This window comes from Arthrobacter sp. 01T414 (assembly GCF_056398965.1).
In genome coordinates this window covers 309,831-331,516 of the sequence record NZ_JBFTQK010000004.1, presented here as the reverse complement: position 1 = coordinate 331,516, position 21,686 = coordinate 309,831, and the positions used below count along the sequence as shown (strand labels likewise).

Here is a 21,686-nt window from a genome sequence, read left to right as displayed (position 1 = left end):
ACCCAGCACCCCGCCGGGACGCAGGATCAGGGCATTGGTAGACAAACGACCAAGGAGCCCCGCATGCCCGTACACGTGAAGTGGTTTGAAGAGATCGGCATGGGCGACGTCCCGCAGGTGGGCGGCAAGAACGCCTCCCTGGGCGAACTCATCCAGTCCCTCAAGGCCGGCGGCGTGCGGGTTCCGGACGGCTTCGCCACCACTGCCGCGGCCTACCGCACCTTTGTCGCGGCGAACGGGATTGAACCGGCGATGCGCTCGCGGATCCTGGCCTACCGCTCCGGCGACGCGACGCTGCGCGAAACCGGGGAGGCCATCCGGGAACTGTTCCTGGCCAGCGATTTTCCCCAGGACATCGCCGACTCCATCCGTTCGCACTACCGCGAGCTGGGCCAGCGCGCCGGGCTGGAGCGGCTGTCCGTCGCGGTACGCAGCAGCGCCACCGCCGAGGACCTGCCCGATGCCAGCTTCGCCGGGCAGCAGGAGACTTTCTTGAACGTCGCCGGCGAGCGGGAACTGCTGGACGCCTGCCGGCGCTGCTACGCCTCGCTGTTCACGGACCGGGCCATCAGCTACCGGGAGGTCAAGGGCTTCGACCACCTCGACGTCGCGCTCTCCATCGGGGTCCAGCGGATGGTGCGCTCCGACGTCGGCGCCTCCGGGGTGATGTTCTCGATTGACACGGACTCCGGCTTCCCGCGCGCGGCCGTGATCAGCGCCGCCTGGGGCCTCGGCGAAACCGTGGTCCAAGGCACGATCAACCCGGACAAATACCTCGTCTTCAAACCGCTCCTGGCTGGAGCGACGGCTGAGGCGACGGAAGCGACGGCACCAGCGGCGGAAGTCAGCCCGATCATCGAAAAGACCCTTGGCTCCAAGGCACAGAAGATGGTCTACAGCCGCGGCGGCCACGCCCGCACCCGCACCGTCGACACCTCGGACGCGGAACGCCGGGCCTTCGTCCTCGCCGACGCCGAGATTCTCACCCTGGCGCGCTGGGCCGTGAGCGTCGAGGAGCACTACCGCCGTCCGATGGACATGGAATGGGCAAAGGACGGCGAGACCGGCGAACTCTTCATGGTCCAGGCGCGGCCGGAGACGGTGCAGTCGCAGAAGACCGGTTCCCGCTTCACCCTGCACCACCTGCTAGAAACCGGAACGGTGCTGGTGAGCGGGGCGGCGATCGGCGACTCGATCGCGCAGGGGAGCGCCTGCGTGATCCGCAGCGCCGCCGACATCGACAAGTTCCGTGACGGCGCCATCCTGGTCACCGAAATGACTGATCCGGACTGGGTGCCCATCATGAAGCGGGCGGCCGGGATCGTCACCGACCACGGCGGCCCCACCAGCCACGCGGCAATCGTGAGCCGGGAACTGGGGGTGCCCGCCGTCGTCGGGACGGGCAACGCCACCGGTGTCCTGGCCGAGGACCAGGCCGTCACCCTGTCCTGCGCCGAGGGCGATACGGGCCGCGTCTATGCCGGCAGCCTCGCGTTCGAAACCGAGGACGTGGACCTGGGGAACCTGCCGGAGACGCGCACCAAAGTCATGGTCAACATCGCCAGCCCCGCGGCCGCCTTCCAGTGGTGGCGGCTGCCGGCGGACGGCGTCGGGCTGGCCCGGATGGAATTCATTATCAGCGCCCTGATTCGGGTCCATCCGATGGCACTCGTGCACCCGGACCGTGTCACGGATCCGCAGGAGGCCGCGCAGATCAGCGAACTCACGGCCGGCTACGCCGATCCGAAGGACTATTTCGTGGACACCCTGGCACTGGGCATTGCGAAGATCGCCGCGCCCTACCACCCGCACCCGGTGATCGTGCGGCTCAGCGACTTCAAGACCAACGAGTACGCGCACCTGATCGGCGGCGCCGCCTTCGAGGAAGCTGAGGAGAACCCGATGCTCGGCTTCCGCGGCGCCTCCCGGTACTACGACGAGCGGTACCGGGAGGGCTTCGCGCTCGAATGCCTGGCTCTGAAACGGGTCCGGGAGCGGCTCGGCTTCAGCAACATCATCGTGATGGTCCCGTTCTGCCGGACACCGCAGGAGGCGGACAAGGTGCTGGCCGTGATGGCGGAAAACGGCCTGGTCCGCGGCGAAAACGGCCTACAGGTCTACATGATGTGCGAGATCCCCTCCAACGTGGTCCTGGCCGAAAAATTCGCTACCCGCTTCGATGGCTTCTCGATCGGCTCAAACGACCTCACCCAGCTGGTCCTTGGCGTGGACCGGGATTCGGCGCAACTGGCAGCGTTGTTCGACGAACGCGACGAGGCCGTGATGGCGATGATCAGCGAGGCGATCCGGAAGGCGCACGCGGCCGGGATCAAGATTGGCATCTGCGGCCAGGGTCCCAGCAACCATCCGGAGTTCGCGGCGTTCCTGGTAGGCGAGGGCATCGATTCGATCTCGCTGAACCCGGACAGCTACCTCAGGACCGTCCCTCGGATCGCGGAAGCCGAGAGGCTGGCGTCCGGGCAGTAGTCCCGGCTGCCCGGCCCGCGCCCCTTGGCGTCCCGGAGCGCAGGGCACGGAGCGCATTCAGGATGGTGGCGAGGTCCACCACCTCCTGGGAGAGGGCCCCGGCGATGGCGGGGACATACCCCGCGGCGGCCGCCAGCATCAGCGCCACGCTCAGTGCGATGCCGATCCAGATGCTCTGCAGCGCCACCTTCACCGTTCGCTGGCCGATCCGCACGGCCGACGCCACCTTGGACAGGTCGTCCAGGATGATCACGATGTCGGCTGACTCGCCGGCCGCCGTCGACCCCCGCGCGCCCATCGCGATCCCGACGTCGGCGACGGCCAGGACGGGGGCGTCGTTGACGCCGTCGCCCACCATCATGACCGGACGGAGGGGGAGGGCGCGCACCGCCTCGACCTTGTCCGGTGGCAGGCACTCGGCCCGGACATCGGTCAGCCCGGCTTCCGCCGCGATGTGCTCGGCGGTGGCGAGGGCGTCGCCGGTCAGCATTACCGTCTCGGTGACGCCGAGTTCCCGGAGCTCGGCCAGGGTGCGGCGGGTTTCGCCGCGGATGGGATCGCTCATCACGAGGGCCCCCGCGAACTCCCCGGCGACGCCCACGTAGATGGCGAGTTCGCCGCTGGCCAGCTCGGTTTCCAGGACGCCCGGGGCCGACTCCGCCACGAAATTGGGTTTCCCGACCACGACGTCCCGGCCGTCGAAGCGTGCCCGGACCCCATGCGTGGCGAATTCGTTCGCCTCCGTGGCGGTCTCGAAGGCCAGCCCGCGGGACCGCGCCGCGTCCATCACGGAGGCGGCGAGCACGTGGGAGGAATATTGTTCGGCGGACGCGGCCAGCCCAAGGACGCCGGCCTCGGTGAAGGACCCCGCGGTCCGGACCCCCACGAGGGAGGGCCGGCCGTAGGTCAGGGTGCCGGTCTTGTCGAAGGCGACCGTTTTGATCCGGCTCAGCTGCTCCAGGACGCCGGCGTACTTGACGATGATGCCGCCACGCGCGGCGCGGCTCATGCCGCCGAGGAAGGCAACCGGCGCGGCGATCAGCAGCGGGCAGGGCGTGGCCACCACCAGCACCTCGGCGAAGCGGACCGGGCTGCCGCTGATGATCCAGCCCAAGGCTCCCAGCAGGTAAGCGAGGGCGGTGAACGGGACGGCATAGCGGTCGGCCAGCCGGACCATCGGAGCCTTGCTCTCGGCCGCCTCCTTCACCAGTGCGACGATCCGGCTGTACTGCGAGTCCTCCATCCGCGCTGTGACCTGCATCCGGATGGCCGCTTCGCCGTTCAGGGCCCCGCTCATCAGCCCCTCCCCGGCGGCGCGCTCCACCGGCAGGCTCTCCCCGGTGAGTGAGGATTCGTCGAAGGTTCCGGACTCGGAGAGCAGGATGCCGTCCAGCGGCACTACCTCGCCGGGGCGCACCAGCAGGATGTCTCCGACCTCGACGTCGGTGGCCGCCACGTCCTCGTGCTGGCCATCGGTGTCGGCGGCGCGGGCCCCGGCGGCGTCGCCGTTGCGTTCCCGGTGGGCCGTCTGCGGGACTCGTTCCAGCAGGGACGTCAGTTCCTTCTTGGCCCGGCCGGCGGCGTAGTCCTCGAGGGCGGTGCCACCGGCCATCATGAGCACGATGATCATGGAGGCGACAAATTCGCCCACCAGCACGGTGCTGACAATGGCGGTGACGGCAAGGATGTCGATGCCCCACTGGCCGCCGAGCAGCCGGCGGACCATGCCGACGGCGAGGTACGCCGCCACAGCCAGCGCATAGATGCTGGCGGCGATCCGCGCGACATCTTCCTGACCGGCCGCCAGCAGCAATACCACCGCCAGGAGGGCAACCACCGTGCCCGCGACAAGCGGATACCGGAGCGCAATTTTCACGGCTGTCCCGCCTCGTTCCTCGCGCAGGACCTGTCGTCTGCGACTACTTGCATCCTACTGCGCAGCCCACCGCTCCCCGGGGCCGAACGGACCCATGCAAGTCCCGCCTCGCGGAACTACGGCGCCAAGTCCGTTCGCACCAGGGAGGGCAGCCCGCGGGGTCTTTCAGCCCTACCCCGCTGGGACCGGTGGTGCCACGGTGAAGCATGTGGTCGATCTTCGCCGGTGACCGGCGCCGGCTGGCGGTGCTGCTGGCGGCGGTGCTACTGCTGGCCGCCGCCGTCGTGACCGCGCTGCTCCTGTCCCGGGAACCGCCGGCCGCCGCTCCGCCTACGACTCCCGCTGCCAGCGCCTCCACCTCAGCTACGGCAACAACGGCACCACGCACCACGCCGCGTCCCTCGCCCAGCGCTACGCGCAGCACCACGCCCGCCAGGCCATCCACGCCGCTCCCGCCGTCGAGCGCGGCTCCCGTCCCGCCGCCGGCCACGACGGCGCCCGTGGCCCCGGTGCCGCCGCCAGCCCCGCGACCCGTGCCGCCACCTGCCCCATTCCCCGCCTCCCTGAGGGGCGCCGACGTCGAGCTCATCCCCGGCGCCGGACCCGTGGTTGCCCTGACCTTCGACGCCGGGGCCAACTCGGCGGGCCTGCCCAGCATCCTGCGCACCCTCGGCAACACCGGAGTGTGGGCAACCTTCTTCCTCACCGGCAACTGGGCCAGCGCCAACCCCGCGGGCGTCGCCTCGATCGTGGCGGCGGGCCACCGGGTGGGCAACCACTCGATGACGCATCCGGGATTCACCACCCTCAGCGATGCCCAGATCGCCCAGCAACTCTCCGGAGCGCAGGCCGCCATCGCTGCCGGGGGAGCGGATTCCCGGCCGCTGTTCCGCTTCCCGTTCGGCGAACGCGACGCACGGACCATCGCGGCCGTGAACGCGCGGGGCTACCTGGCGGTCCGCTGGACCGTGGACACGCTCGGCTGGAAAGGCACCAGCGGCGGCGTCACGGCACAGCTCGTCATCAACCGCACGCTCGCCGGGCTGCAACCGGGGGAGATCGTCCTGATGCATATCGGCTCCAACCCCGACGACGGCAGCACCCTGGACGCCGACGCGCTGCCGCAACTCATCAACCGGATCCGCCAGGCTGGCTACGGCTTCACGACCCTCGACGCGCTCCTTCGCTGATCGCCGCAAACCGGGCCCGGCGCCACTGTTCCGGGACAGGGATGACTGGTACGAATGACGCATGACGGAGTCGCCCACGGTTGCAGCTGCGCTGGCGCCCGTCGACGCGGTGGTCTTCGAACTGGACGGGGTGGTGCTCGATACCGCCGAGCTCCGCGCCGCCGCCTGGAAGCAGCTCCTCGATGATGTCTTCCGGGACCACCGGCTGCCGCCGCGCGCCCGCCGGGCCCCGCTCACCGACGCCGACTACCGGCGGTACATCGAAGGCCGGACAGCCGACGACGGTGCCTCGGCGTTCCTGGCCTCGCGAGGCGTGCCGCTTCCGCCCGGTTCGCCCGCCGACGGTCCGGACGACTGGACGGCGTTCGGCCTCGGGAAACGCCAGGACGAACGGTTCAGGCAACTGCTGCGTGATCAGCCGCCGCGGGCCTTCCCCGGCACCCTGGCCCTGCTGGAACGGCTCCGGGCCGGCCGGATTCCGGTGCTGCTGGCTACGTCCGCCCCAAACGCGGCCGCGCTGCTCGCCACCGTCGGACTGGAAGACTTTTTCGACCATGTCGCGGACGGGCAGGCGGCACTGCGGCAGGCCATTCCCGGTAAGCCTTCACCGGCCCTGGCCTTGGAAGCGGTCCGGCGGCTGGACATCCCGCCCGGCCGGGCCATGGTCATCGAAGGGACGGTCGCCGGGGTGGAAGCGGGCAGCCGTGGCGGCTTCGGGCTGGTCGTCGGGATCGACCGGACCGGCCGGCGGGCCGAATTGGAGGCTGCCGGCGCGGACATTGTGGTCGAAGACGTCAGCGAACTGGACATCGGCCTAGTCATCACCCACCCCTGGCTGCTCGTCTACGAGGGTTTCGACCCGGCCCATGAAGGCCACCGCGAAGCCCTCACCACGCTGGGCAATGGATACATGGCCACCCGGGGTGCGGCTCCGGAACACCGCGGCGGCGAAATCCACTATCCCGGAAGCTACCTGGCGGGGGTCTACAACAGGCTGGCCAGCGTTGTCGAGGGGCAAGCGACGGTGGACGAGCACATGGTCAATATCCCGGACTGGCTGCACCTGGACTTGCGGATCGAGGACGGCGCCTGGTGGTCCGACGGCGGCCTGGCGCTCCGGCAGGAACGCCGCACGCTGGACCTCAAACGCGCCCTGCTCACCCGGGAGGCCTTGCTGGAGGACGACGCCGGGCGGCGGCTGAAGCTGGTGCAGCGCCGGCTCGTTTCGATGGCGGAGCCGCACCTCGCCGCGCTGGAAACGGTGCTCACCGCCGACGGTTGGAGCGGCAGCATCAGCGTCCGCAGCGGCTGCGACACCGACGTGACCAATTCCAACGTCCCGGAGGACGCACAGTTATCCAGCCGGCACCTGACGGCGGTGCGGGTGACGGAGTCCGCCGGTAGCCAAGACGCCGTCGTGCTCAAGGTCCAGGTGCAGACCAGCCAGAGCCGGATCGGCATCGCCCTGGCGCTGCGCACCGACGTCTCCGGCCCGGCCAACTCCGTCTTCGAGCAGCTCGGCGGCCTGTACACGCACCGCTTCGACCTGCCGGCGGCGGACGGGACGGCGATCACCGTGACCAAGACCGTGGGGGTCGCCAGCTCGCGTGACCACGCCGTCTCCTCCCCGCTGACGGGGGCGGAAGCGGTGCTAGCGCGTGCGGGCAGCTTCGAGACGCTGCTGGCGGGGCACGAGAAGGCCTGGGCCTTGCTGCTGGCACCGTTCATCATCGAATCCGACGCGCCGTCGCAGGCGCAGCTGATCCTGAACCTGCACGTCTTCCACCTGCTGCAGACACTGACCACGCACACCGCGGAGCTGGACGCGGGCGTGCCGGCCCGCGGACTGCACGGGGAGGGCTACCGGGGGCACGTCTTCTGGGACGAGCTGTTCGTGCTGCCGGTGCTGAACTCACGGCTGCCCTCGCTGGCCCGGGAGCTGATCGACTACCGCTGGCGAAGGCTCGGCACCGACCGCGACGCCGCGCGGGCTGCAGGTCTGCGGGGCGCGCTGTTCCCCTGGCAGAGCGGCAGCGACGGCACGGAGCAGACGCCCAAACTGCTTTACAACAAGCTCTCCGGCCACTGGATGCCGGACTACTCCCACCTCCAGCGCCACGTCGGCCTGGCCGTGGCGTACAACGCCTGGCAGTACTTCGAGGCCACCCAGGACCGCGGCTGGCTGACCCAGCACGGCGCGGAACTCATTGTCGACGTCGCGCGCCTGTTCGCCTCGATGGCGGACTACGACCCCACCGACGACCGGTTCCACCTCAGGGGCGTCATGGGCCCGGACGAGTACCACACCGGAACCCAGGCCAACCCGGGCGGCGGCCTGGACGACAACGCCTACACCAACATCATGGCCGCCTGGGTGTTCGACCAGGCGGAATGGATCATGCAGTCCGTCCAGGGGTTCGACATGGAGGATCTCCGGGCCCGGCTCGGCATCACGGCCGCGGAGATCGCCGGCTGGGCGCGGCTGAGCCGGCGCATGTTCGTGCCCTTCCACGGGGACGGGATCATCAGCCAGTTCGCCGGCTACGGCGCGCTCCGGGAACTGGACTGGAACCACTACCGCCGCAGCTACCGCAACATCGAGCGGCTGGACCTCATCCTGGAAGCCGAAGGCGACAGCACCAACCACTACCGGCTGGCCAAACAGGCCGACGTCCTGATGCTGCTCTACGTCCTGGGCGAGGACCAGCTCCTGGGGTTCCTGGGCCGGATGGGCTACACCGTCAGCGCAGCCCAGATGGCCGCGACCGTGGACTTCTACCTGGCCCGGACAGCACACGGCTCCACGCTCAGCCGGGTGGCGCACGCTTCGGTGCTCGCGCAGCGGGACCCGGAGCAGGCCTGGGCCACGTTCCGCGAAGCCCTGGACGCGGACCTGGACGACACCCAGGGCGGCACCACGAGCTCGGGCATCCACCTCGGCGCCATGGCCGGTTCGATCGACGTCGTCCAGCGCAGCTTCGCCGGACTCAGGATCACCCGGGACGCCCTCGACTTCACGCCCAGGCTCCCGGCCGAACTCCGGCGGGTCGCCTTCCAGGTCCGCTACCGCGACCAGCTGCTGGCGGTGCACCTGGAGACGGACCGGTTGCTGGTCTCCGCGGCCCCCGGGGACGCGGCCCCCGTGCTGGTTCGGGTGGGCACCCGGAAGGTGCTGCTGCGGGCCGGGGAGCAGCACGAGTTCCGCCGCGCCGATTCCGCACCCAACTAGCTGGCACTTGTTGTCGTTTTGCGCCCTCAAAACGACAACAACTGCGAGCCAGTTGGGCGGGGACTGCCTAGGGGGCCACGCGGATGACGGCGGCGCCGGTCACCCGGTCCCCGGCCAGGTCCCGCAGCGCCTGGTCAGCGGCGTCGAAGGGGTAGGCCACGGTGGTCGGGCGGAGGGGGATCTCCGCGGCGAGGCGGAAGAATTCCTCCCCGTCGGCCCTGGTGTTGGCGGTGACGCTGCGCAGCTGGCGTTCCTGGAAAAGCTCGGCGGCGTAGTTCAGGGGCGGGATGTTGCTGAGGTGGATGCCGGCGACGGCGAGGGTCCCGCCCCGGTCCAGGGCCCGCAGTGCCGGCGGAACCAGCTCCCCGGCGGGGGCGAAAAGGATGGCGGCGTCGAGCGGGTCCGGGGGCTCCTCGTCTGCCCCGCCGGCAAAGGTGGCCCCGAGGTCCAGGGCGAGGCGCCGTGCTTCCGGCGACCGCGTCATGACGTAGACCCGGGCGCCCTGGTAGAGCGCAAGTTGCGCGGCGAGGTGGGCCGAGGCGCCGAAGCCGTAGATGCCCAGCCGGCCGCCGATGGGCAGTTCCGCTCGAAGGAGTGCCCGGTAGCCGATGATGCCGGCGCACAGCAGCGGTGCCGCCTGCTCATCCGAGAAGACCTCGGGAACCCGGTAGGCGAAGTCCTCGGCGACGGTAATGAGTTCGGCATAGCCGCCGTCGCGGTCCCAGCCAGTGAAGGTGGGCGACAGGCACAGGTTTTCCTGCCCGCGCAGGCAGAACCGGCAGGAGCGGCAGGTGCCGCCGAGCCACGCCACCCCGGCCCGCTCGCCGGGGCGGAAGCGGTCCGCGCCCTGGCCCGCGCTGATCACCTCGCCGATCACTTCGTGCCCGGGAACGACGCCGGACCGCCGGGGTGCCAGCTCTCCTTCGGCCAGGTGCAGGTCCGTGCGGCATACCCCGCACACCCGCACGCGGAGCAGGATTTCGCCGCGGCCGGGGACTGGGTCCGGGCGCTCGCCGGACTCCAGCGGGCCTGACGCGATTGGTCCCGGCTGCGCTACCCACCAGGCTCGCACGGAGCCCCCTTTCTGGCTGCTCTTCCGGACCGGGCCGTGGCGGCAGCGATCCCCGGGCCGGAATCAGCGCGTGATCATGACGTTGCAGGCCGCCTTATGCAGCACCGCGGAGACGGTATTGCCGATGCCTCCGCCGCGGTTGTGGGTGCCGAGCACCAACACATCCGCGTCTTCGGCGGCTTCCACCAGTTCCTTGGCCGCTGCCCGGCCCTCCTTCAAGGTGCCGGAGACTGCCAGTCCGGGCGCGAGCCTGGCTGCCTCGCCGAGGAGGTATTCCAACAGTTCCGCGCCGTGGAGCGGTGCGTGCCGTCCATGCTCCGCCGGGCTCCCGCCGGGGTCCGGATCCACATGGACCAGTTGCAGCTCCGCCTCCACCGCGGCGGCGAGGCGGGCGGCGTCCGCGAGCAGCGACGAGTTGGGGGTTGCGGCGTCGACGCCGACGACGACGGGCCGGCCGGGCAGGTGCGGGCGGCGGACCACCATGAACGGGCAGGGGGCGGCGCCGGCCAGGTCCAGGCAGACCGACCCGGCCAGATGCCCGAGCACGCCGCCGACGCCGCGGCTCCCCACCACGAGCAGGGAGGCGCCCGCGGCGGCCTGGCGCAGGACCTGTGCGGGCAGGCCTGCCTCCATGACGCCGTCGACGGCGAGTCCGGGGTCGACGCCGTGCACCAGCCCCACGCCCTCGGCGAGGATGGTCTCGGCGGAATGCCGCAGCCCGCTGCCTGCCACACCCCTGACCGGGCCCAGGTCCTTGGTGAACATCGGCCAGACCCAGGCGTGGACCACCCGCAGGGGGAGGCCCCGGATGGCGGCGTGGTCGGCGGCCCAGCGGACGGCGAGTTGAGAGGATTCGGAGCCGTCGTAGCCCACTGCGACTGCGGCGCTCCCGGAACCTGCTGCGGGTGCCGGCATGGATCCTCCCGGTTAGGCGGACGTAGCACCCCCCCAGCGGTGCGTCCCCCCAGTAGAACCGGTCGGGGGCTGGACGGCTAGGGGCTTTGGTCCCCTGCCTGCTCGGCTGCGGCGTGTTCTTCCCGCAGCTCCCGTCCGCGGCGGATGTCCTCTTCCTCCTTGGCCTGCAGCTTGTCGCTTTTCTTCGTGTCGCGCGGCGGCAGCTGGATGGTTTCCTCGGCCTCGATGCCGGCCTGGAGCTGGCGTCCGCGCTCGGTCTCGGCGTCGAACTCGGCGCCGAACAGCAGCGACATGTTCAGGATCCACAGCCAGAGCAGCGCGATGATGACGCCGCCGATCGCACCGTAGGTCTTGTTGTAGCTGCTGTAGTTGGCCACATAGAAGCCGAAGGCGAGGGAAGCCAGCAGGAAGACCACCAGGGCGATGGCCGATCCCATGCTCATCCAGCGGAACTTGGGCTGCTTGACGTTGGGGGTGGCGTAGTAGAGGACCGCAATTGCCACAATGACGAGCGCCAGCATGACCGGCCACTTGGCGATGTTCCAGACCGCCAGGAACGCCCCGCCGAGACCGATGATGTTTCCGACCGACTCCGCTACCGGGCCACTCAGCACGAGCATCGCGGCCAGCACGACGACGATCAGCAGGTTAACGACCGTAACGCCGAGCATGGTGCCGCGGAGCTTGAGGAAGGGCCTGCCTTCGTCGATCTCGTACACCCGGTTCATGGCCCGGCCGAAGGCGCCCACGTAGCCGGATGCCGACCAGAGGGCGGTGAGGAGGCCGATGACCAGCGTGAGGCCGGCAGCCGAAGAGCTCGCCAGTTCACTAACCACCGGGCCGATGGTCTTGACGGTGTCGCCCGGGGCGAACCCCTTGACGACGTCGAGCAGGGCGGAGGTGGTCTTTTGGGCGTCCCCGAAGATACCCAGCAGGGACACCAGCGCCAGCAGTGCGGGGAAGATTGAGAGCACGGCGTAGTAGGTCAGCGACGCGGCGAGGTCGGGGCACTGGTCCTTGGTGAATTCCCGCACGGTCTTCTTGGCGATGTATTTCCAGGAAGGTTTGGTGACATCGGTGGGGCGGTCCGGCTTGCGTGCGTCGTCAGGGGCGGGCGCGGTGCGGGCCTTGGCAGTGCTGCTCTCGGGGGTTTCGGCGTCGTCCATGGAGCCAGTTTCCGCCCGGGTGAGGTTCTTGGCCATCGGAATCTTCTTTCGTGGTTAAGCGCAGCGGCCGGCCGCCCAGCGCGTCAGCGAGGGCAACCGGCCGTCTTGCGGGTGGGGCTAGGCCTGCTGGACGTTGTCCTTGGCGTCGGCCGCACGGTCCTTCACATCGGCGACGGCGCTCTGGCCTTCGCCCTTGACGTTCTGGGCGGCGTCGGTGGCCGTGGCCTTGACGTTCTCCATGGCTTCCTGGGCCGGCTCCTTGAGCCCCTCGGCCACGTGCTTGGCGGCGTCGGTGAGCTCGGTGGTGAGCGGCTCGGCAGCTGACTTCAGGGCGTCCGCTGCTTCCCGTTCCTTGGTGCTCGCCGGGATCAGCGAGGACACCAGCAGGCCCGCGCCGAAGGCGATCAGGCCCGCGGCGAGCGGGTTGCCCTGCGTTTTGGTCTTGGCCAGGTGCGGTGCGTCGGCGACGGCGGAGCCGGCGTCGTTCAGGTGCGAGGCGGCGCTGCCGCCGGCGGAATGGACGTTGCCGGCGGTGTGGTCGGCTGCTCCCATAACTTTCTCCTTCACTCCGAAGACGGCGTCTTTCACTTTGTCAGTCTGGCGCTGGACGATGTGCGACGGGGTCACCTTGTCGGCCACGGCGTCGACGTTCGTGCCGAGCCTGGCGCGGGTTGCTTCAATGTCGGCGCGGATGGCATCCGGGTTTTCACTCATTGTGTTTTCCTCGCTCTAGTGGCTGGGCTTGAGGGTCGGGGGGATTTCCTGAAGGGTTTCCGCGGTCTGCGGCATGCCCTTGATCGCCTTGAGTTCCTTGCGGCCCATCGAGGCCAGGACGGCGCCGATGATGCCCCAGATGATCGCGACCACGACGCCGGACCAACCCAGCCCCATCAGGGTTCCCAGGCCCCACCAAAGGGCGAGGGAGAGGAACAGCAGGACAAAGTGGCCTGCGACGCCGGCGCCAGCGAACATTCCGCTGCCCTTGCCGGCCCGTCCGGCGGTCTGCTTCAGTTCGGCCTTGGCGAGCTCCACTTCCTGACGCATCAGGGTGGACATGTCCCGCGTGACGTCACCGAGCAGGTCGCCCAGGGAGTTGGTCTCGGCTTTCACATGGGCCTCGGTGGGAGGCATCGGGGCGCCCATGGGCATCTCGTTGCTCATCGACGGCCTCCGTCGAACGGATCCTTACGGTCGGGGTCGATGGCCGGGTCAATGCGGTACGGGTCGGCTGCGAGCGGGTCGTTGGCTGCCGGCTCGTCCGTAAATGAGCCGGCTGCGAGCGGATCGTTGGACCACGGGTCGGCCTGGACGCCGGAACCCTCCAGGGGGCTGGGCGGGTACGTGTCCGCAACACCCGCCGTCGTGGTCTCCGGGTAGGTCACCGGCGGCGGGGGGACCGCGACGCCGGCATCAGGCACCCGGGTCACCGGGGGCGTGTACTGCGCGGGCGTCCCGGCGGTGGGGGCGGAGCTTGTTTCCGGAGCCCCGGCGCTGAGGCTGCGGCTAAGGCGTCCGGCCAGGATGCCGGCGCCGGCAGCGGCCAGCAGGAAGGTGCCGGGGCGCTGGCGGGCGAAGGACTTGACCTCGTTGAGCAGGGATCCGGGGTCGCGGTTATCGAGCCAGGTCGCCACGGAGGAGGAGCGCTCGGCGGCCTGCCGGATCAGATCCGTCGCGACGCCCGGCTGATCCGAGGCGGCCGCCATGGTGTGCAGCTCGCTGGAGATCGAACGCAGGCCTTCGGCAGCCTTCTGCTGCTGTGTGCCGGCCTGCGCGGTGAGGTCGGTGCGTGCCTGGTGCAGGAGATCCCTGGCGTTGCTCTTGACCTCGCCGGCAACGTTGGCCGCTTCGGCCTTCGCGGTCTCGGTTACGTGCTGGGCCGAATCCGCGGCCTGCTGCTTGACTTCGCCGGCTTCGCCCTTGGCGGTATCCGTCTTCGAGGGAGCCTCCGTGGACGCGGGCGGGAACGTCGAGCTCTGGCGCAGTTCAGGCTCTGCGTCGTACGCGGTGCGCTGCGTCGCTGTCGGGGCGCCGTAGCTGCCGTCCTGGGGCCACTGGTTCTCTGTCATCGTCGCTCTCTTTCCTTGTAGATCTGCGGCCGGTAAGTAAAACCAGCCGCGCCGAACGCGAATAGTAAGCATGATTACTATCCGATACTAAGCACGCTTCCAATTCGATTACAAGAGGATTCTGAATTCCGATTGCCGGCGCCCCGTTAGGGTTGAAGCATGAGCGGAACGGCGGACGGCTGATGGCAAAGCGGGGCAGGGCGGCAGGCCGAAACGCGGCGAATGCAGCGCCCGGAGTGGTGGAAGTGCCGAAGGGCAGCCGCCCCGACGGCCCTGCCGCAGGCGTGTATTACATCGACACCGGCGACTGCGAGCTGATCCCTGACCAGGACAATTCGACCGGCTGGCTGCTGCGGATCAACGGCGTCATGAGCTCCCACATCGACCTCGCAGACCCGCTCTTCCTCGACTTCGAGTACATGCGCTGGATCGCCGCGCTGGTGGAGTCCCGCTGGCCGCCCGGGGCCGGAACCAAGCTGCGCGCCCTGCACCTTGGCGGCGGCGCCTGCTCACTGGCGCGCTACTTCCACGCTGCCTATCCGGACGCCCGCCAGGTGGTGGTGGAGCTGGACGGCAAACTCGCCGATTACGTCCGCGGCTGGTTCGACCTGCCCAAGGCGCCGCTGCTGCGCCTGCGGGTGGGGGAGGCCCGCGAGGTCACCGAGAGCCTCACGCCGCAGACGCGGGACCTCATCATCCGGGACGTCTTCGCCGGATCCGTCACCCCGCGGCCGCTGACCACCACAGAGTTCACCGCCCACGCCAAGCGGGTCCTGGCGCCCGGCGGGATCTACCTGGTGAACTCCGGCGACGCCCCCGCCCTGGCCAACGCGCGCGAGGACGCAGCCACCATTGCGGCGGCCTTCGCGCACACCGTGATCATCGCCGACCCGGCCATGCTCAAAGGCCGCCGCTACGGCAACATGATCATCGCCGGCAGCGACGTTCCGTTCGAGGACGACCCCGGCCTTGCGCGGCGCCTGCTGGGCGGCGCGGTGCCGGCCCACATCTGGCACGACGCCAAGGTGCGGGCCTTCGCGGCCGGCGCCGCGGTCCGCCACGACCCGCCCGCGCCAGCGCCGTCCGTTCCGGACGCCCCGGCGCCGCCGACTGCTCCGTAGACGCCCTTTTGCGGGCCCAAAACGGCGTCTACGGAGCAACCGATGCGTAGCCGGCTCGGCCCATGAGTGCCTCGCGGTGCGCGTCGGTCTGCTCACGCAGGGCCTGTACGACGGCGGCGACGGCGGGCCGGCGCATCGAGTCCGGCCGCAGGACCATCCAGTAGGGGAGCAGTTCGGCAAACTCACCCGGCAGCAGCCTGACCAGGTCCGGATGCAGGTCCGCGGCGAAGCAGGGCAGGAAGCCGATTCCGGCCCCCGCGCGGGTGGCCTCCACGTGCACAAAGACGTTGGTGGAGCTCAGCCCGTCCCGCATGGTCGGAACCAGCCGGCGGGGCGCGTCGAGGTCATCAACCTGGAGCATGGAGTCCACGAAGTAGACCAGCGGATGCTCCTTCAGTTCATCCACCGACTGCGGGGTCCCGTACTCGGCCAGGTAGCTCCGGGAGGCGTACATGCCCAGCATGTAGTCGCCGAGCCGTGCCGCCTCGGCCCGGTGGACCTGCGGCTCGCCCACCACCACCTCGATGTCCAGCCCCGAGCGCTGCTGCAGAGCCCGCCGGGTCACCGTGATGATCTCCACGCTGAGCCCGGGGTGGTCGCGGCGCAGCCGGGCTACCGCAGGGGCCGCGATGTAGGCGCTGAAGCCGTCGGTGGCCGTCATCCGTACGACGCCGGTGACTGGGTCCGGCGTCGTTCCGGGCTTTTCGAGCGAGCGCACCGCACCCTCCACCTGCTCGGCGACGGCGACCGCCGCGGCGCCAAGTTCCGTCAGTTCCCAGCCGCCCGAGGCCCGGGACAGCACGCGGCCGCCTAGGGCTTTCTCCAGGGCTGCGATCCGGCGGGAAACCGTGGTGTGGTTCAAGCCCAGGACCTGGGCCGCCGTCGTGAATTTGGCCGAGCGCGAGACCGCCAGCAGCACTAGAAGGTCATCGGGGTTTGCATTCATATCTGCAATTCTGCACATACATCGTGCCGCTTTGGCCATTGAACCCCGCAAAATGTGCGGCAATACTCGATGAGGCCCATTTTCAGTGCCGTGCATCACAGCGCGTGTCATCGTGGACACTAAGGAGATCTAAATGAGCGTAGACCAACGCTCCGCAACACCCGCCGCCGCAGCCACCAAGGGTGYAGGCCTCAAGAAAATCGTCGCCGCTTCAATGGTCGGCACCGTCGTGGAGTGGTACGAATTTTTCCTCTACGCCACCGCCGCCACCTTGGTGTTCGGCAAGTACTTCTTCCCCGCCACCGGCAACGAGCTGGATGGCATCATCCAGGCGTTCCTGACCTACGCCGTGGGCTTCGTCGCCCGCCCGCTCGGCGGCATCGTCTTCGGCCAGATCGGCGACAAGCTGGGCCGCAAGCCCACGCTGCAGCTGACCATCGTCATCATCGGCGTGTCCACCTTCCTGATGGGCTGCCTCCCGGGCTTCGCCGATCTCGGCTACCTCGCGCCGGCCCTGCTGGTTGCGCTGCGCTTCATCCAGGGCTTCGCGCTGGGCGGTGAATGGGGCGGCGCCGTGCTGCTCGTTGCCGAACACAGCCCGAACGAGTCCCGCGGCTTCTGGTCCAGCTGGCCCCAGGCCGCCGTTCCGGTCGGCAACCTGCTGGCCACCCTGGTCCTGTTCATCATGTCCAACGTGCTCAGCGCCGCGGATTTCCTCGGCTGGGGCTGGCGGGTGGCGTTCTGGCTCTCCGCCGTGATCGTGTTCGTCGGCTACTACATCCGCACCAACGTCTCCGAGTCCCCGATCTTCCTCGAAGCCAAGGCACAGCTGGAGCAGGAGCAGGCCGCCAGCTACGGCGTCCGCGAAGTCATCCGCAAGTACCCCAAGGGCATCCTGCAGGCAATGGGCCTCCGCTTCGCCGAAAACATCATGTACTACCTCGTGGTGAGCTTCGCGATTGTCTACCTCAAGAGCGTCCAGAAGTACGACACGTCCTCCCTGCTGCTGGCCCTGCTGATCGCGCACCTCATCCACTTCCTGGTCATCCCGCAGGTGGGTCGGCTCGTGGACAGCTGGGGCCGCAAGCCGGTCTACCTGGTCGGCGCCATCACCGGCGCCACCTGGCCGTTCTTCGCCTTCCCGATGTTCGACACCCGCAACCCGGTGGTCATCGTGCTCGCCGTGACGATCGGCCTGTGCCTGCACGCGTTCATGTACGCCGGCCAGCCGGCCCTGATGTCGGAGCTGTTCCCGACCCGGATGCGTTACGCCGGTGTCTCGCTGGGCTCGCAGGTCACCTCGATTTTCGCCGGCTCCCTCGCGCCCCTGCTCGCCACCGCCTGGCTCAAGGACACCGGTTCCTGGCTGCCCACCGCCATCTACCTCGTGGTGGCCTGCGCCATCACCACGGTGGCAGTGCTCAGCCTCAAGGAAACCAAGGGCATCGCCCTCGAGGAAGTGGACCGGGCCGACGCCGAGCGTGAGGGCCTGGTTGTGGCCGGGCGCTGAACAGCCCGACTCTGACCTGCTTGAATCTGATCACCGTGAATTTCTGAACTGGAGGGCTGGGAAATGGAAAATACGCTCAACGGCCGCAAGGCACTGGTCACCGGCGGTGCGGGCGGGATCGGCGCAGCCAGCGTCCGCGCCCTCGCCGCGCGGGGTGCGAAGGTGGTGGTTGCCGACGTCGACGAAGCCGCCGCCACCGCCCTGGCCGACGAGGTCGGGGGCACCGCGTGGGCGGTGAACCTGCTCGACGTCGAGGCGCTGCAGACGCTCAGCCTGGATTGCGACATCCTGGTCAACAACGCCGGGATCCAGCGCATCAGCCCGATCGAGGACTTTGATCCGGCCGATTTCCGGCGCATCGTCACGCTCATGCTGGAGGCCCCGTTCCTGCTGATCCGGGCCGCGCTGCCGCACATGTACGCCAACGGCTTCGGCCGGATCATCAACCTGTCCTCGGTTCACGGGCTCCGCGCCTCGCCGTTCAAGAGCGCCTACGTCTCCGCCAAGCACGGCCTGGAAGGGCTGAGCAAGGTGACGGCGCTGGAGGGCGGTGCCCACGGTGTCACGTCCAACTGCATCAACCCCGGCTATGTGCGCACCCCGCTGGTCGAATCGCAGATTGCGGACCAGGCCAAGGTGCACGGCATCCCGGAGTCCGAGGTGCTGGCGAAGATCATGCTCACCGAGGCGGCTGTGAAGCGCCTCGTCGAGCCCGAGGAGGTGGCCTCGCTGGTGGCGTGGCTCGCCTCGAACGACGCCGGCATGGTCACCGGCGCCAGCTACACCATGGATGGCGGCTGGTCCGCCCGCTAGGCCGCTGGCCCGCTTGCTGACGACTAAGCGTCAGACGACTGACCCGCCCCGGACTCGACTGTCCGGGGCGGGTCAGTCGTTAGCGCCGCCGGGAGGCCGCCCGAGCGTGCCACTAGGCTGGGGGCATGCGCAAGGATTTCAGCCCCGCCGAATTGCCCTCCGCAGAGTTTTATCGGCTGCTGACCGCCGTCGTCGTCCCCCGTCCCATTGCCTGGGTGTCCAGCACTTCCGCCGACGGGGTGGACAACCTCGCCCCGCATTCCTTCTTCACAGTCGCGTCGGTGACCCCGCCGATCATCCAGTTCACCTCCGTGGGCCGGAAGGACACGTTGCGGAACATCTCGGAGCGGGGCGAATTTGTGGTCAATCTTGCGCCAGCCGATTTCCTCTCCGAGGTCAACGCCACCGGCACCAATTTCCCGCCGGACGTCAGCGAGTTCGACGCCGCCCACGTCACCCGGGAGGCCGGACTGACGGTCAGCGTGCCGCGGGTGGCGGAGTCGCCGGCGGCCCTGGAGTGCCGGCTGCATTCCGTGCTGGAGATCGGCGACTGCGTCCTGGTGTTCGGCGAAGTCACCCACGCCGCAATCTCTGCCGAGGTCCTGGAGGGCAGCCACCCGCGGGTTGACCTGCTGGGGCCGCTGGCCCGGCTCGGCCGGGACGAGTGGGGGCATCTGGGGCCGGTTCAGGAGCTCGGCCGGATCCGGAGGTCCGACTGGCCGGGCGACTTCCGGCCGAGGGACGAACGGGAGGCATGAGCCGCGCCGGGGCTCGGGCCGGCGTTCCGGCGCCTGTTGCCGGCCGTCCGAACCCGGATCTATTCGGGGTGCCGTACGTTCCGGTGGTCGAAGAACATCAACGTCCCGGCGGGCGTTCCCGGGATGCGCAGCCCGACGAACGGGGCCCGGATGACTTCGACCGTCCCCTCCCGCCGCCCGTTGAACGGGTCGTCGCCCACCACAAGCTGGCCGATCCGGAACGGGACGCGTCCCTCGTAGATGCGATGTGCGGCCTGCCGCAAAACCCGGGCAATTCGGTGCGCCGGCTGTTGGTGCGCGGGCTGTGCTGCGCCGATGGGTTGTGCTGGGGAAATGCGCATCGGGCTGCTCCTTGCCTGCGAATCCTTGCCTACGAACGACGATTATTCGCGGGGGACCGGAACGCGGTAGACGGCCTCCCCAGCCTTACCGTCTTCGTTCCGGCGCCCCCGTCCGCCCACTCTATGAACTCATCCCACCAGCAACACGAGTAACACTTACCCCATCCTCGCCGGGAACCACTTGGATGGCTGACGGGATACTCGGCCGGCGCCTGCCCGGCTGCACCCGCCTGGCTGCGCCGGAAGTGGCCGCGCAGGTTTCGCCAGTGGACTGCCACCGCCAGCACAATCAGAGGGACGTGGATTGCCGGGAGGTTGTGGGCAAACCACTTCGGCAAGTAGATGTCCGTGACGGAGCCGGTGCTGTCTCCCAGCCGTTGAGCCACCGCCGTCAGGGGGCAATGGAAGCCGTTGCCCGCGAAGACCGCGGTTTCGGCGAAGACCACGGCCCCGGCGGCGGCCGCCCTCCGGTCCGAACGACCCCGGAGGCCGGAGTAGAGGACGTAGACCATGGCCGCCTCGATCGTGAACCACGCCAGGGTATGGACCGCCTTGACCGCTTTCAGGCCCGCCCCCTGAAGGTGCGGACGCCGGGTATCCATGCCCCTCACCCGGTCTGCTGCACGGCGAGGATGATGATGGCTGCGTTGATGCCCAGCCCGATCAGCCACCACGGGTTGAAGGTGAGCACCAGCAGGGCGGCCGAGATCCCTGCACCGGCGACGGCTACCGGCACCCACCACGGCGCCGCCACCAAGAGTCCCAGGCCGGCCAGCCCCAGCACCGCGGCGGCGGCGAGGGCCAGCCCAACAGCCAGCCGGCGCACCTCCCCGGCGAAGGGGGACCGGCCGACGTCGAACGGTGCCTTGGCGTCCGGCCGCGGCAGCCAGATCGCGAGGTGCACCAGGCCGTGGGCGATCAAGAACAGTCCTGCGATCCAGCGCACGGCGGCCCTCCTGGTGTTCCGGCGGCTTCATTCAGCGAAGCACCGCCGCTACGGCCGGGCTAGGGGCGGAAGTCCCGCGCGGCACGCCGAGACAATGTCTGGTATTCCAGACATGGAGCATTGAGCGGCGGACCCGGAAGCCGGACGCCGGGCGCATGCTTAAGTACGGGATACCGGACACCCCCGACACGAAGAGGAACACATGCCAGCCGCCAGCACCATCACCCCGCCCGCGGGAGCCAGCCCTGCCGTCCCGCAGGCGGCTCCGGCCGCCGCCGGCAAACCCTCCGCCGCGGCCAAGCCGGCATCCGCGGCCAAACCCGCCTCCGCCAGGCCGGCCTCCAAGGTGCCGGCGGCCGAGAACACGCTGCGCATCCTGAAACTGCTGGCGTCCAAGCGCGGGCCGATGGCGGCGTCGAACATTGCCACCTCGCTTGGCCTGCCGCGCTCCAGCGTCTACCACCTGCTCGGCGTCATGGAAGCGAACGGCTTTGTGCTGCACCTGCATGAGGAGCAGCGCTACGGCCTCGGCATCAGCGCCTTCGAGCTCAGCTCCGCCTATTCCCGCCAGGAACCGCTGTCCCGGCTCGGCCGGCCGATGCTCGCCACGCTCGTGGACGTGATCGGCGAGAGCGCCCACCTGGCCGTGCTGCACGGCCGGGACGTGCTCTACATCGTCGAGGAGCGGGCCAAGAACCGCCCCTCGCTCGTGACCGACGTCGGCGTCCGGCTGCCCAGCCACCTCACGGCGAGTGGACGCGCGATCCTGGCGGCGCTGCCGAAGTCCCAGGTCCGGGCCCTGTACCCGAACGCCGCGGCCTTCAGCGCCCGGCATGAGACGGAATCGCCGATCAGCAAGTACTCCACGCTCTCTGCGCATCTGGACCAGGTCCGGCAGCGCGGCTACGCCACCGAACACGGCGAGGTGACGCCGGGTTTCGGCTCGATCGCGGCCGCCGTCACGGACCACGCGGGCTGGCCGACGGCCGCCGTCGCCGTGACGTTCCTGGAGGACAAACTGCCCGCGGACCAGTGGCCGGTGCTGGCCGCGCGGGTCAAAAAGGTCGCCGACGATCTCTCGGTCCGGATCCACGGACGCCCCAGCCCAACTAGCTAGCACTAGTTGTCGTTTGGAGGCTCCAAAAAGACAACAATTGCCAGTCAGTTGGGTCTGGCATCCCGGACAGTGCCCTCCAAAACCCTCTGTATCCGGGGCTCCGGACAGGCTTTAGTTGATACAGAACCTCTTC

At 69.3% G+C, this 21,686-nt stretch carries 19 protein-coding genes; 8 read left to right on the top strand and 11 right to left on the bottom strand.

The genetic code is table 11. The features are described 5' to 3' along the window. Positions 1-63: 63 nt before the first annotated feature. Positions 64-2,487, top strand: a complete 2,424-nt coding sequence (gene ppsA / locus AC1DK9_RS11635) for a phosphoenolpyruvate synthase (protein ID WP_476916026.1) — start codon at positions 64-66, stop codon at positions 2,485-2,487. On the opposite strand, the gene AC1DK9_RS11630 is transcribed toward ppsA, so the two are convergent. Continuing rightward, positions 2,435-4,363, bottom strand: a complete 1,929-nt coding sequence (locus AC1DK9_RS11630; protein ID WP_476916025.1) for a heavy metal translocating P-type ATPase — start codon at positions 4,361-4,363, stop codon at positions 2,435-2,437. The genes ppsA and AC1DK9_RS11630 overlap by 53 nt on opposite strands. A 206-nt stretch (positions 4,364-4,569) precedes the next feature. Here AC1DK9_RS11630 and AC1DK9_RS11625 point away from each other — a divergent pair, with 206 nt between their 5' ends. Both AC1DK9_RS11625 and AC1DK9_RS11620 read left to right on the top strand, forming a co-directional pair. After that, entirely contained in the window at positions 4,570-5,553 is a 984-nt protein-coding gene (locus AC1DK9_RS11625) for a polysaccharide deacetylase family protein (protein ID WP_476916024.1), read from the top strand. Between the two features lie 61 nt (positions 5,554-5,614). Beyond that, the gene (locus tag AC1DK9_RS11620) at positions 5,615-8,782 is read left to right on the top strand and encodes an HAD family hydrolase (protein WP_476916023.1); all 3,168 of its coding nucleotides are present in this window, start codon (positions 5,615-5,617) and stop codon (positions 8,780-8,782) included. Positions 8,783-8,849: 67 nt separating this feature from the next. On the opposite strand, the gene AC1DK9_RS11615 is transcribed toward AC1DK9_RS11620, so the two are convergent. From AC1DK9_RS11615 to AC1DK9_RS11590, 6 genes are all read right to left on the bottom strand, one after another. Next, a complete protein-coding gene (locus AC1DK9_RS11615; protein ID WP_476916022.1) occupies positions 8,850-9,854 on the bottom strand; it encodes a zinc-dependent alcohol dehydrogenase family protein in 1,005 nt (334 codons plus the stop codon). 63 nt (positions 9,855-9,917) lie between these two features. Continuing rightward, positions 9,918-10,769, bottom strand: a complete 852-nt coding sequence (locus tag AC1DK9_RS11610; protein WP_476916021.1) for a universal stress protein — start codon at positions 10,767-10,769, stop codon at positions 9,918-9,920. A gap of 77 nt (positions 10,770-10,846) precedes the next feature. Then, a complete protein-coding gene (locus AC1DK9_RS11605; RefSeq protein ID WP_476916020.1) occupies positions 10,847-11,971 on the bottom strand; it encodes a YihY/virulence factor BrkB family protein in 1,125 nt (374 codons plus the stop codon). An 81-nt stretch (positions 11,972-12,052) separates the two neighbouring features. After that, a complete protein-coding gene (locus AC1DK9_RS11600) occupies positions 12,053-12,649 on the bottom strand; it encodes a DUF3618 domain-containing protein (protein WP_476861217.1) in 597 nt (198 codons plus the stop codon). A 15-nt stretch (positions 12,650-12,664) separates the two neighbouring features. Next, positions 12,665-13,096, bottom strand: a complete 432-nt coding sequence (locus AC1DK9_RS11595) for a phage holin family protein (RefSeq protein ID WP_476916019.1) — start codon at positions 13,094-13,096, stop codon at positions 12,665-12,667. Next, positions 13,093-14,001, bottom strand: a complete 909-nt coding sequence (locus AC1DK9_RS11590; RefSeq protein WP_476916018.1) for an ATP synthase subunit B family protein — start codon at positions 13,999-14,001, stop codon at positions 13,093-13,095. Before AC1DK9_RS11590 ends, AC1DK9_RS11595 begins: the two co-directional genes overlap by 4 nt. Positions 14,002-14,183: 182 nt before the next feature. Here AC1DK9_RS11590 and AC1DK9_RS11585 point away from each other — a divergent pair, with 182 nt between their 5' ends. Continuing rightward, complete coding sequence (locus AC1DK9_RS11585; protein ID WP_476916017.1) at positions 14,184-15,122, top strand: spermidine synthase; 939 nt, start codon at positions 14,184-14,186, stop codon at positions 15,120-15,122. Between the two features lie 28 nt (positions 15,123-15,150). Here the strand turns inward: AC1DK9_RS11585 and AC1DK9_RS11580 are convergent, their stop codons facing one another. Beyond that, positions 15,151-16,068 carry a LysR family transcriptional regulator gene (locus AC1DK9_RS11580; RefSeq protein WP_476861213.1) on the bottom strand — a complete coding sequence of 306 codons (918 nt, stop codon included), beginning with the start codon at positions 16,066-16,068 and terminating at the stop codon, positions 15,151-15,153. Between the two features lie 133 nt (positions 16,069-16,201). Here AC1DK9_RS11580 and AC1DK9_RS11575 point away from each other — a divergent pair, with 133 nt between their 5' ends. The 3 genes from AC1DK9_RS11575 to AC1DK9_RS11565 all read left to right on the top strand — a co-directional run bounded on the left by AC1DK9_RS11575 (position 16,202) and on the right by AC1DK9_RS11565 (position 19,149). After that, complete coding sequence (locus AC1DK9_RS11575; RefSeq protein WP_476916016.1) at positions 16,202-17,578, top strand: MFS transporter; 1,377 nt, start codon at positions 16,202-16,204, stop codon at positions 17,576-17,578. 63 nt (positions 17,579-17,641) lie between these two features. Beyond that, complete coding sequence (locus tag AC1DK9_RS11570) at positions 17,642-18,391, top strand: 3-hydroxybutyrate dehydrogenase (RefSeq protein WP_175322546.1); 750 nt, start codon at positions 17,642-17,644, stop codon at positions 18,389-18,391. A 125-nt stretch (positions 18,392-18,516) separates the two neighbouring features. Next, positions 18,517-19,149: a flavin reductase family protein gene (locus AC1DK9_RS11565; RefSeq protein ID WP_476861211.1), complete on the top strand. Its 633-nt coding sequence runs from the start codon at positions 18,517-18,519 to the stop codon at positions 19,147-19,149. Between the two features lie 59 nt (positions 19,150-19,208). Here AC1DK9_RS11565 and AC1DK9_RS11560 read toward each other — a convergent pair whose 3' ends face one another. The 3 genes from AC1DK9_RS11560 to AC1DK9_RS11550 are packed head-to-tail and all read right to left on the bottom strand — an operon-like array spanning position 19,209 to position 20,436. Next, entirely contained in the window at positions 19,209-19,490 is a 282-nt protein-coding gene (locus AC1DK9_RS11560) for a hypothetical protein (protein ID WP_476916015.1), read from the bottom strand. A gap of 29 nt (positions 19,491-19,519) precedes the next feature. Continuing rightward, positions 19,520-20,092, bottom strand: a complete 573-nt coding sequence (locus AC1DK9_RS11555) for a hypothetical protein (RefSeq protein ID WP_476916014.1) — start codon at positions 20,090-20,092, stop codon at positions 19,520-19,522. A 5-nt stretch (positions 20,093-20,097) separates the two neighbouring features. Further along, complete coding sequence (locus AC1DK9_RS11550; RefSeq protein ID WP_476916013.1) at positions 20,098-20,436, bottom strand: hypothetical protein; 339 nt, start codon at positions 20,434-20,436, stop codon at positions 20,098-20,100. A gap of 202 nt (positions 20,437-20,638) precedes the next feature. Between AC1DK9_RS11550 and AC1DK9_RS11545 the strand changes: the two genes are divergently transcribed. Next, positions 20,639-21,553 (top strand): IclR family transcriptional regulator, encoded by a 915-nt coding sequence (locus AC1DK9_RS11545; protein ID WP_476916012.1) that lies wholly within the window; start codon positions 20,639-20,641, stop codon positions 21,551-21,553. Positions 21,554-21,686: the final 133 nt, after the last annotated feature.

What these genes read in the sequence shown, in the direction of transcription:
- AC1DK9_RS11545 (WP_476916012.1), top strand. Translation starts at nt 20,639, where the DNA reads ATGCCAGCCGCCAGCACCATCACCCCGCCCGCGGGAGCCAGCCCTGCC.
- AC1DK9_RS11590 (WP_476916018.1), bottom strand. Translation starts at nt 14,001, where the DNA reads ATGACAGAGAACCAGTGGCCCCAGGACGGCAGCTACGGCGCCCCGACA.
- AC1DK9_RS11620 (WP_476916023.1), top strand. Translation starts at nt 5,615, where the DNA reads ATGACGGAGTCGCCCACGGTTGCAGCTGCGCTGGCGCCCGTCGACGCG.
- AC1DK9_RS11600 (WP_476861217.1), bottom strand. Translation starts at nt 12,649, where the DNA reads ATGAGTGAAAACCCGGATGCCATCCGCGCCGACATTGAAGCAACCCGC.
- AC1DK9_RS11625 (WP_476916024.1), top strand. Translation starts at nt 4,570, where the DNA reads ATGTGGTCGATCTTCGCCGGTGACCGGCGCCGGCTGGCGGTGCTGCTG.
- AC1DK9_RS11585 (WP_476916017.1), top strand. Translation starts at nt 14,184, where the DNA reads ATGGCAAAGCGGGGCAGGGCGGCAGGCCGAAACGCGGCGAATGCAGCG.
- AC1DK9_RS11570 (WP_175322546.1), top strand. Translation starts at nt 17,642, where the DNA reads ATGGAAAATACGCTCAACGGCCGCAAGGCACTGGTCACCGGCGGTGCG.
- AC1DK9_RS11555 (WP_476916014.1), bottom strand. Translation starts at nt 20,092, where the DNA reads ATGGATACCCGGCGTCCGCACCTTCAGGGGGCGGGCCTGAAAGCGGTC.
- AC1DK9_RS11605 (WP_476916020.1), bottom strand. Translation starts at nt 11,971, where the DNA reads ATGGCCAAGAACCTCACCCGGGCGGAAACTGGCTCCATGGACGACGCC.
- AC1DK9_RS11610 (WP_476916021.1), bottom strand. Translation starts at nt 10,769, where the DNA reads ATGCCGGCACCCGCAGCAGGTTCCGGGAGCGCCGCAGTCGCAGTGGGC.
- AC1DK9_RS11560 (WP_476916015.1), bottom strand. Translation starts at nt 19,490, where the DNA reads ATGCGCATTTCCCCAGCACAACCCATCGGCGCAGCACAGCCCGCGCAC.
- AC1DK9_RS11565 (WP_476861211.1), top strand. Translation starts at nt 18,517, where the DNA reads ATGCGCAAGGATTTCAGCCCCGCCGAATTGCCCTCCGCAGAGTTTTAT.
- ppsA (WP_476916026.1), top strand. Translation starts at nt 64, where the DNA reads ATGCCCGTACACGTGAAGTGGTTTGAAGAGATCGGCATGGGCGACGTC.
- AC1DK9_RS11595 (WP_476916019.1), bottom strand. Translation starts at nt 13,096, where the DNA reads ATGAGCAACGAGATGCCCATGGGCGCCCCGATGCCTCCCACCGAGGCC.
- AC1DK9_RS11580 (WP_476861213.1), bottom strand. Translation starts at nt 16,068, where the DNA reads ATGAATGCAAACCCCGATGACCTTCTAGTGCTGCTGGCGGTCTCGCGC.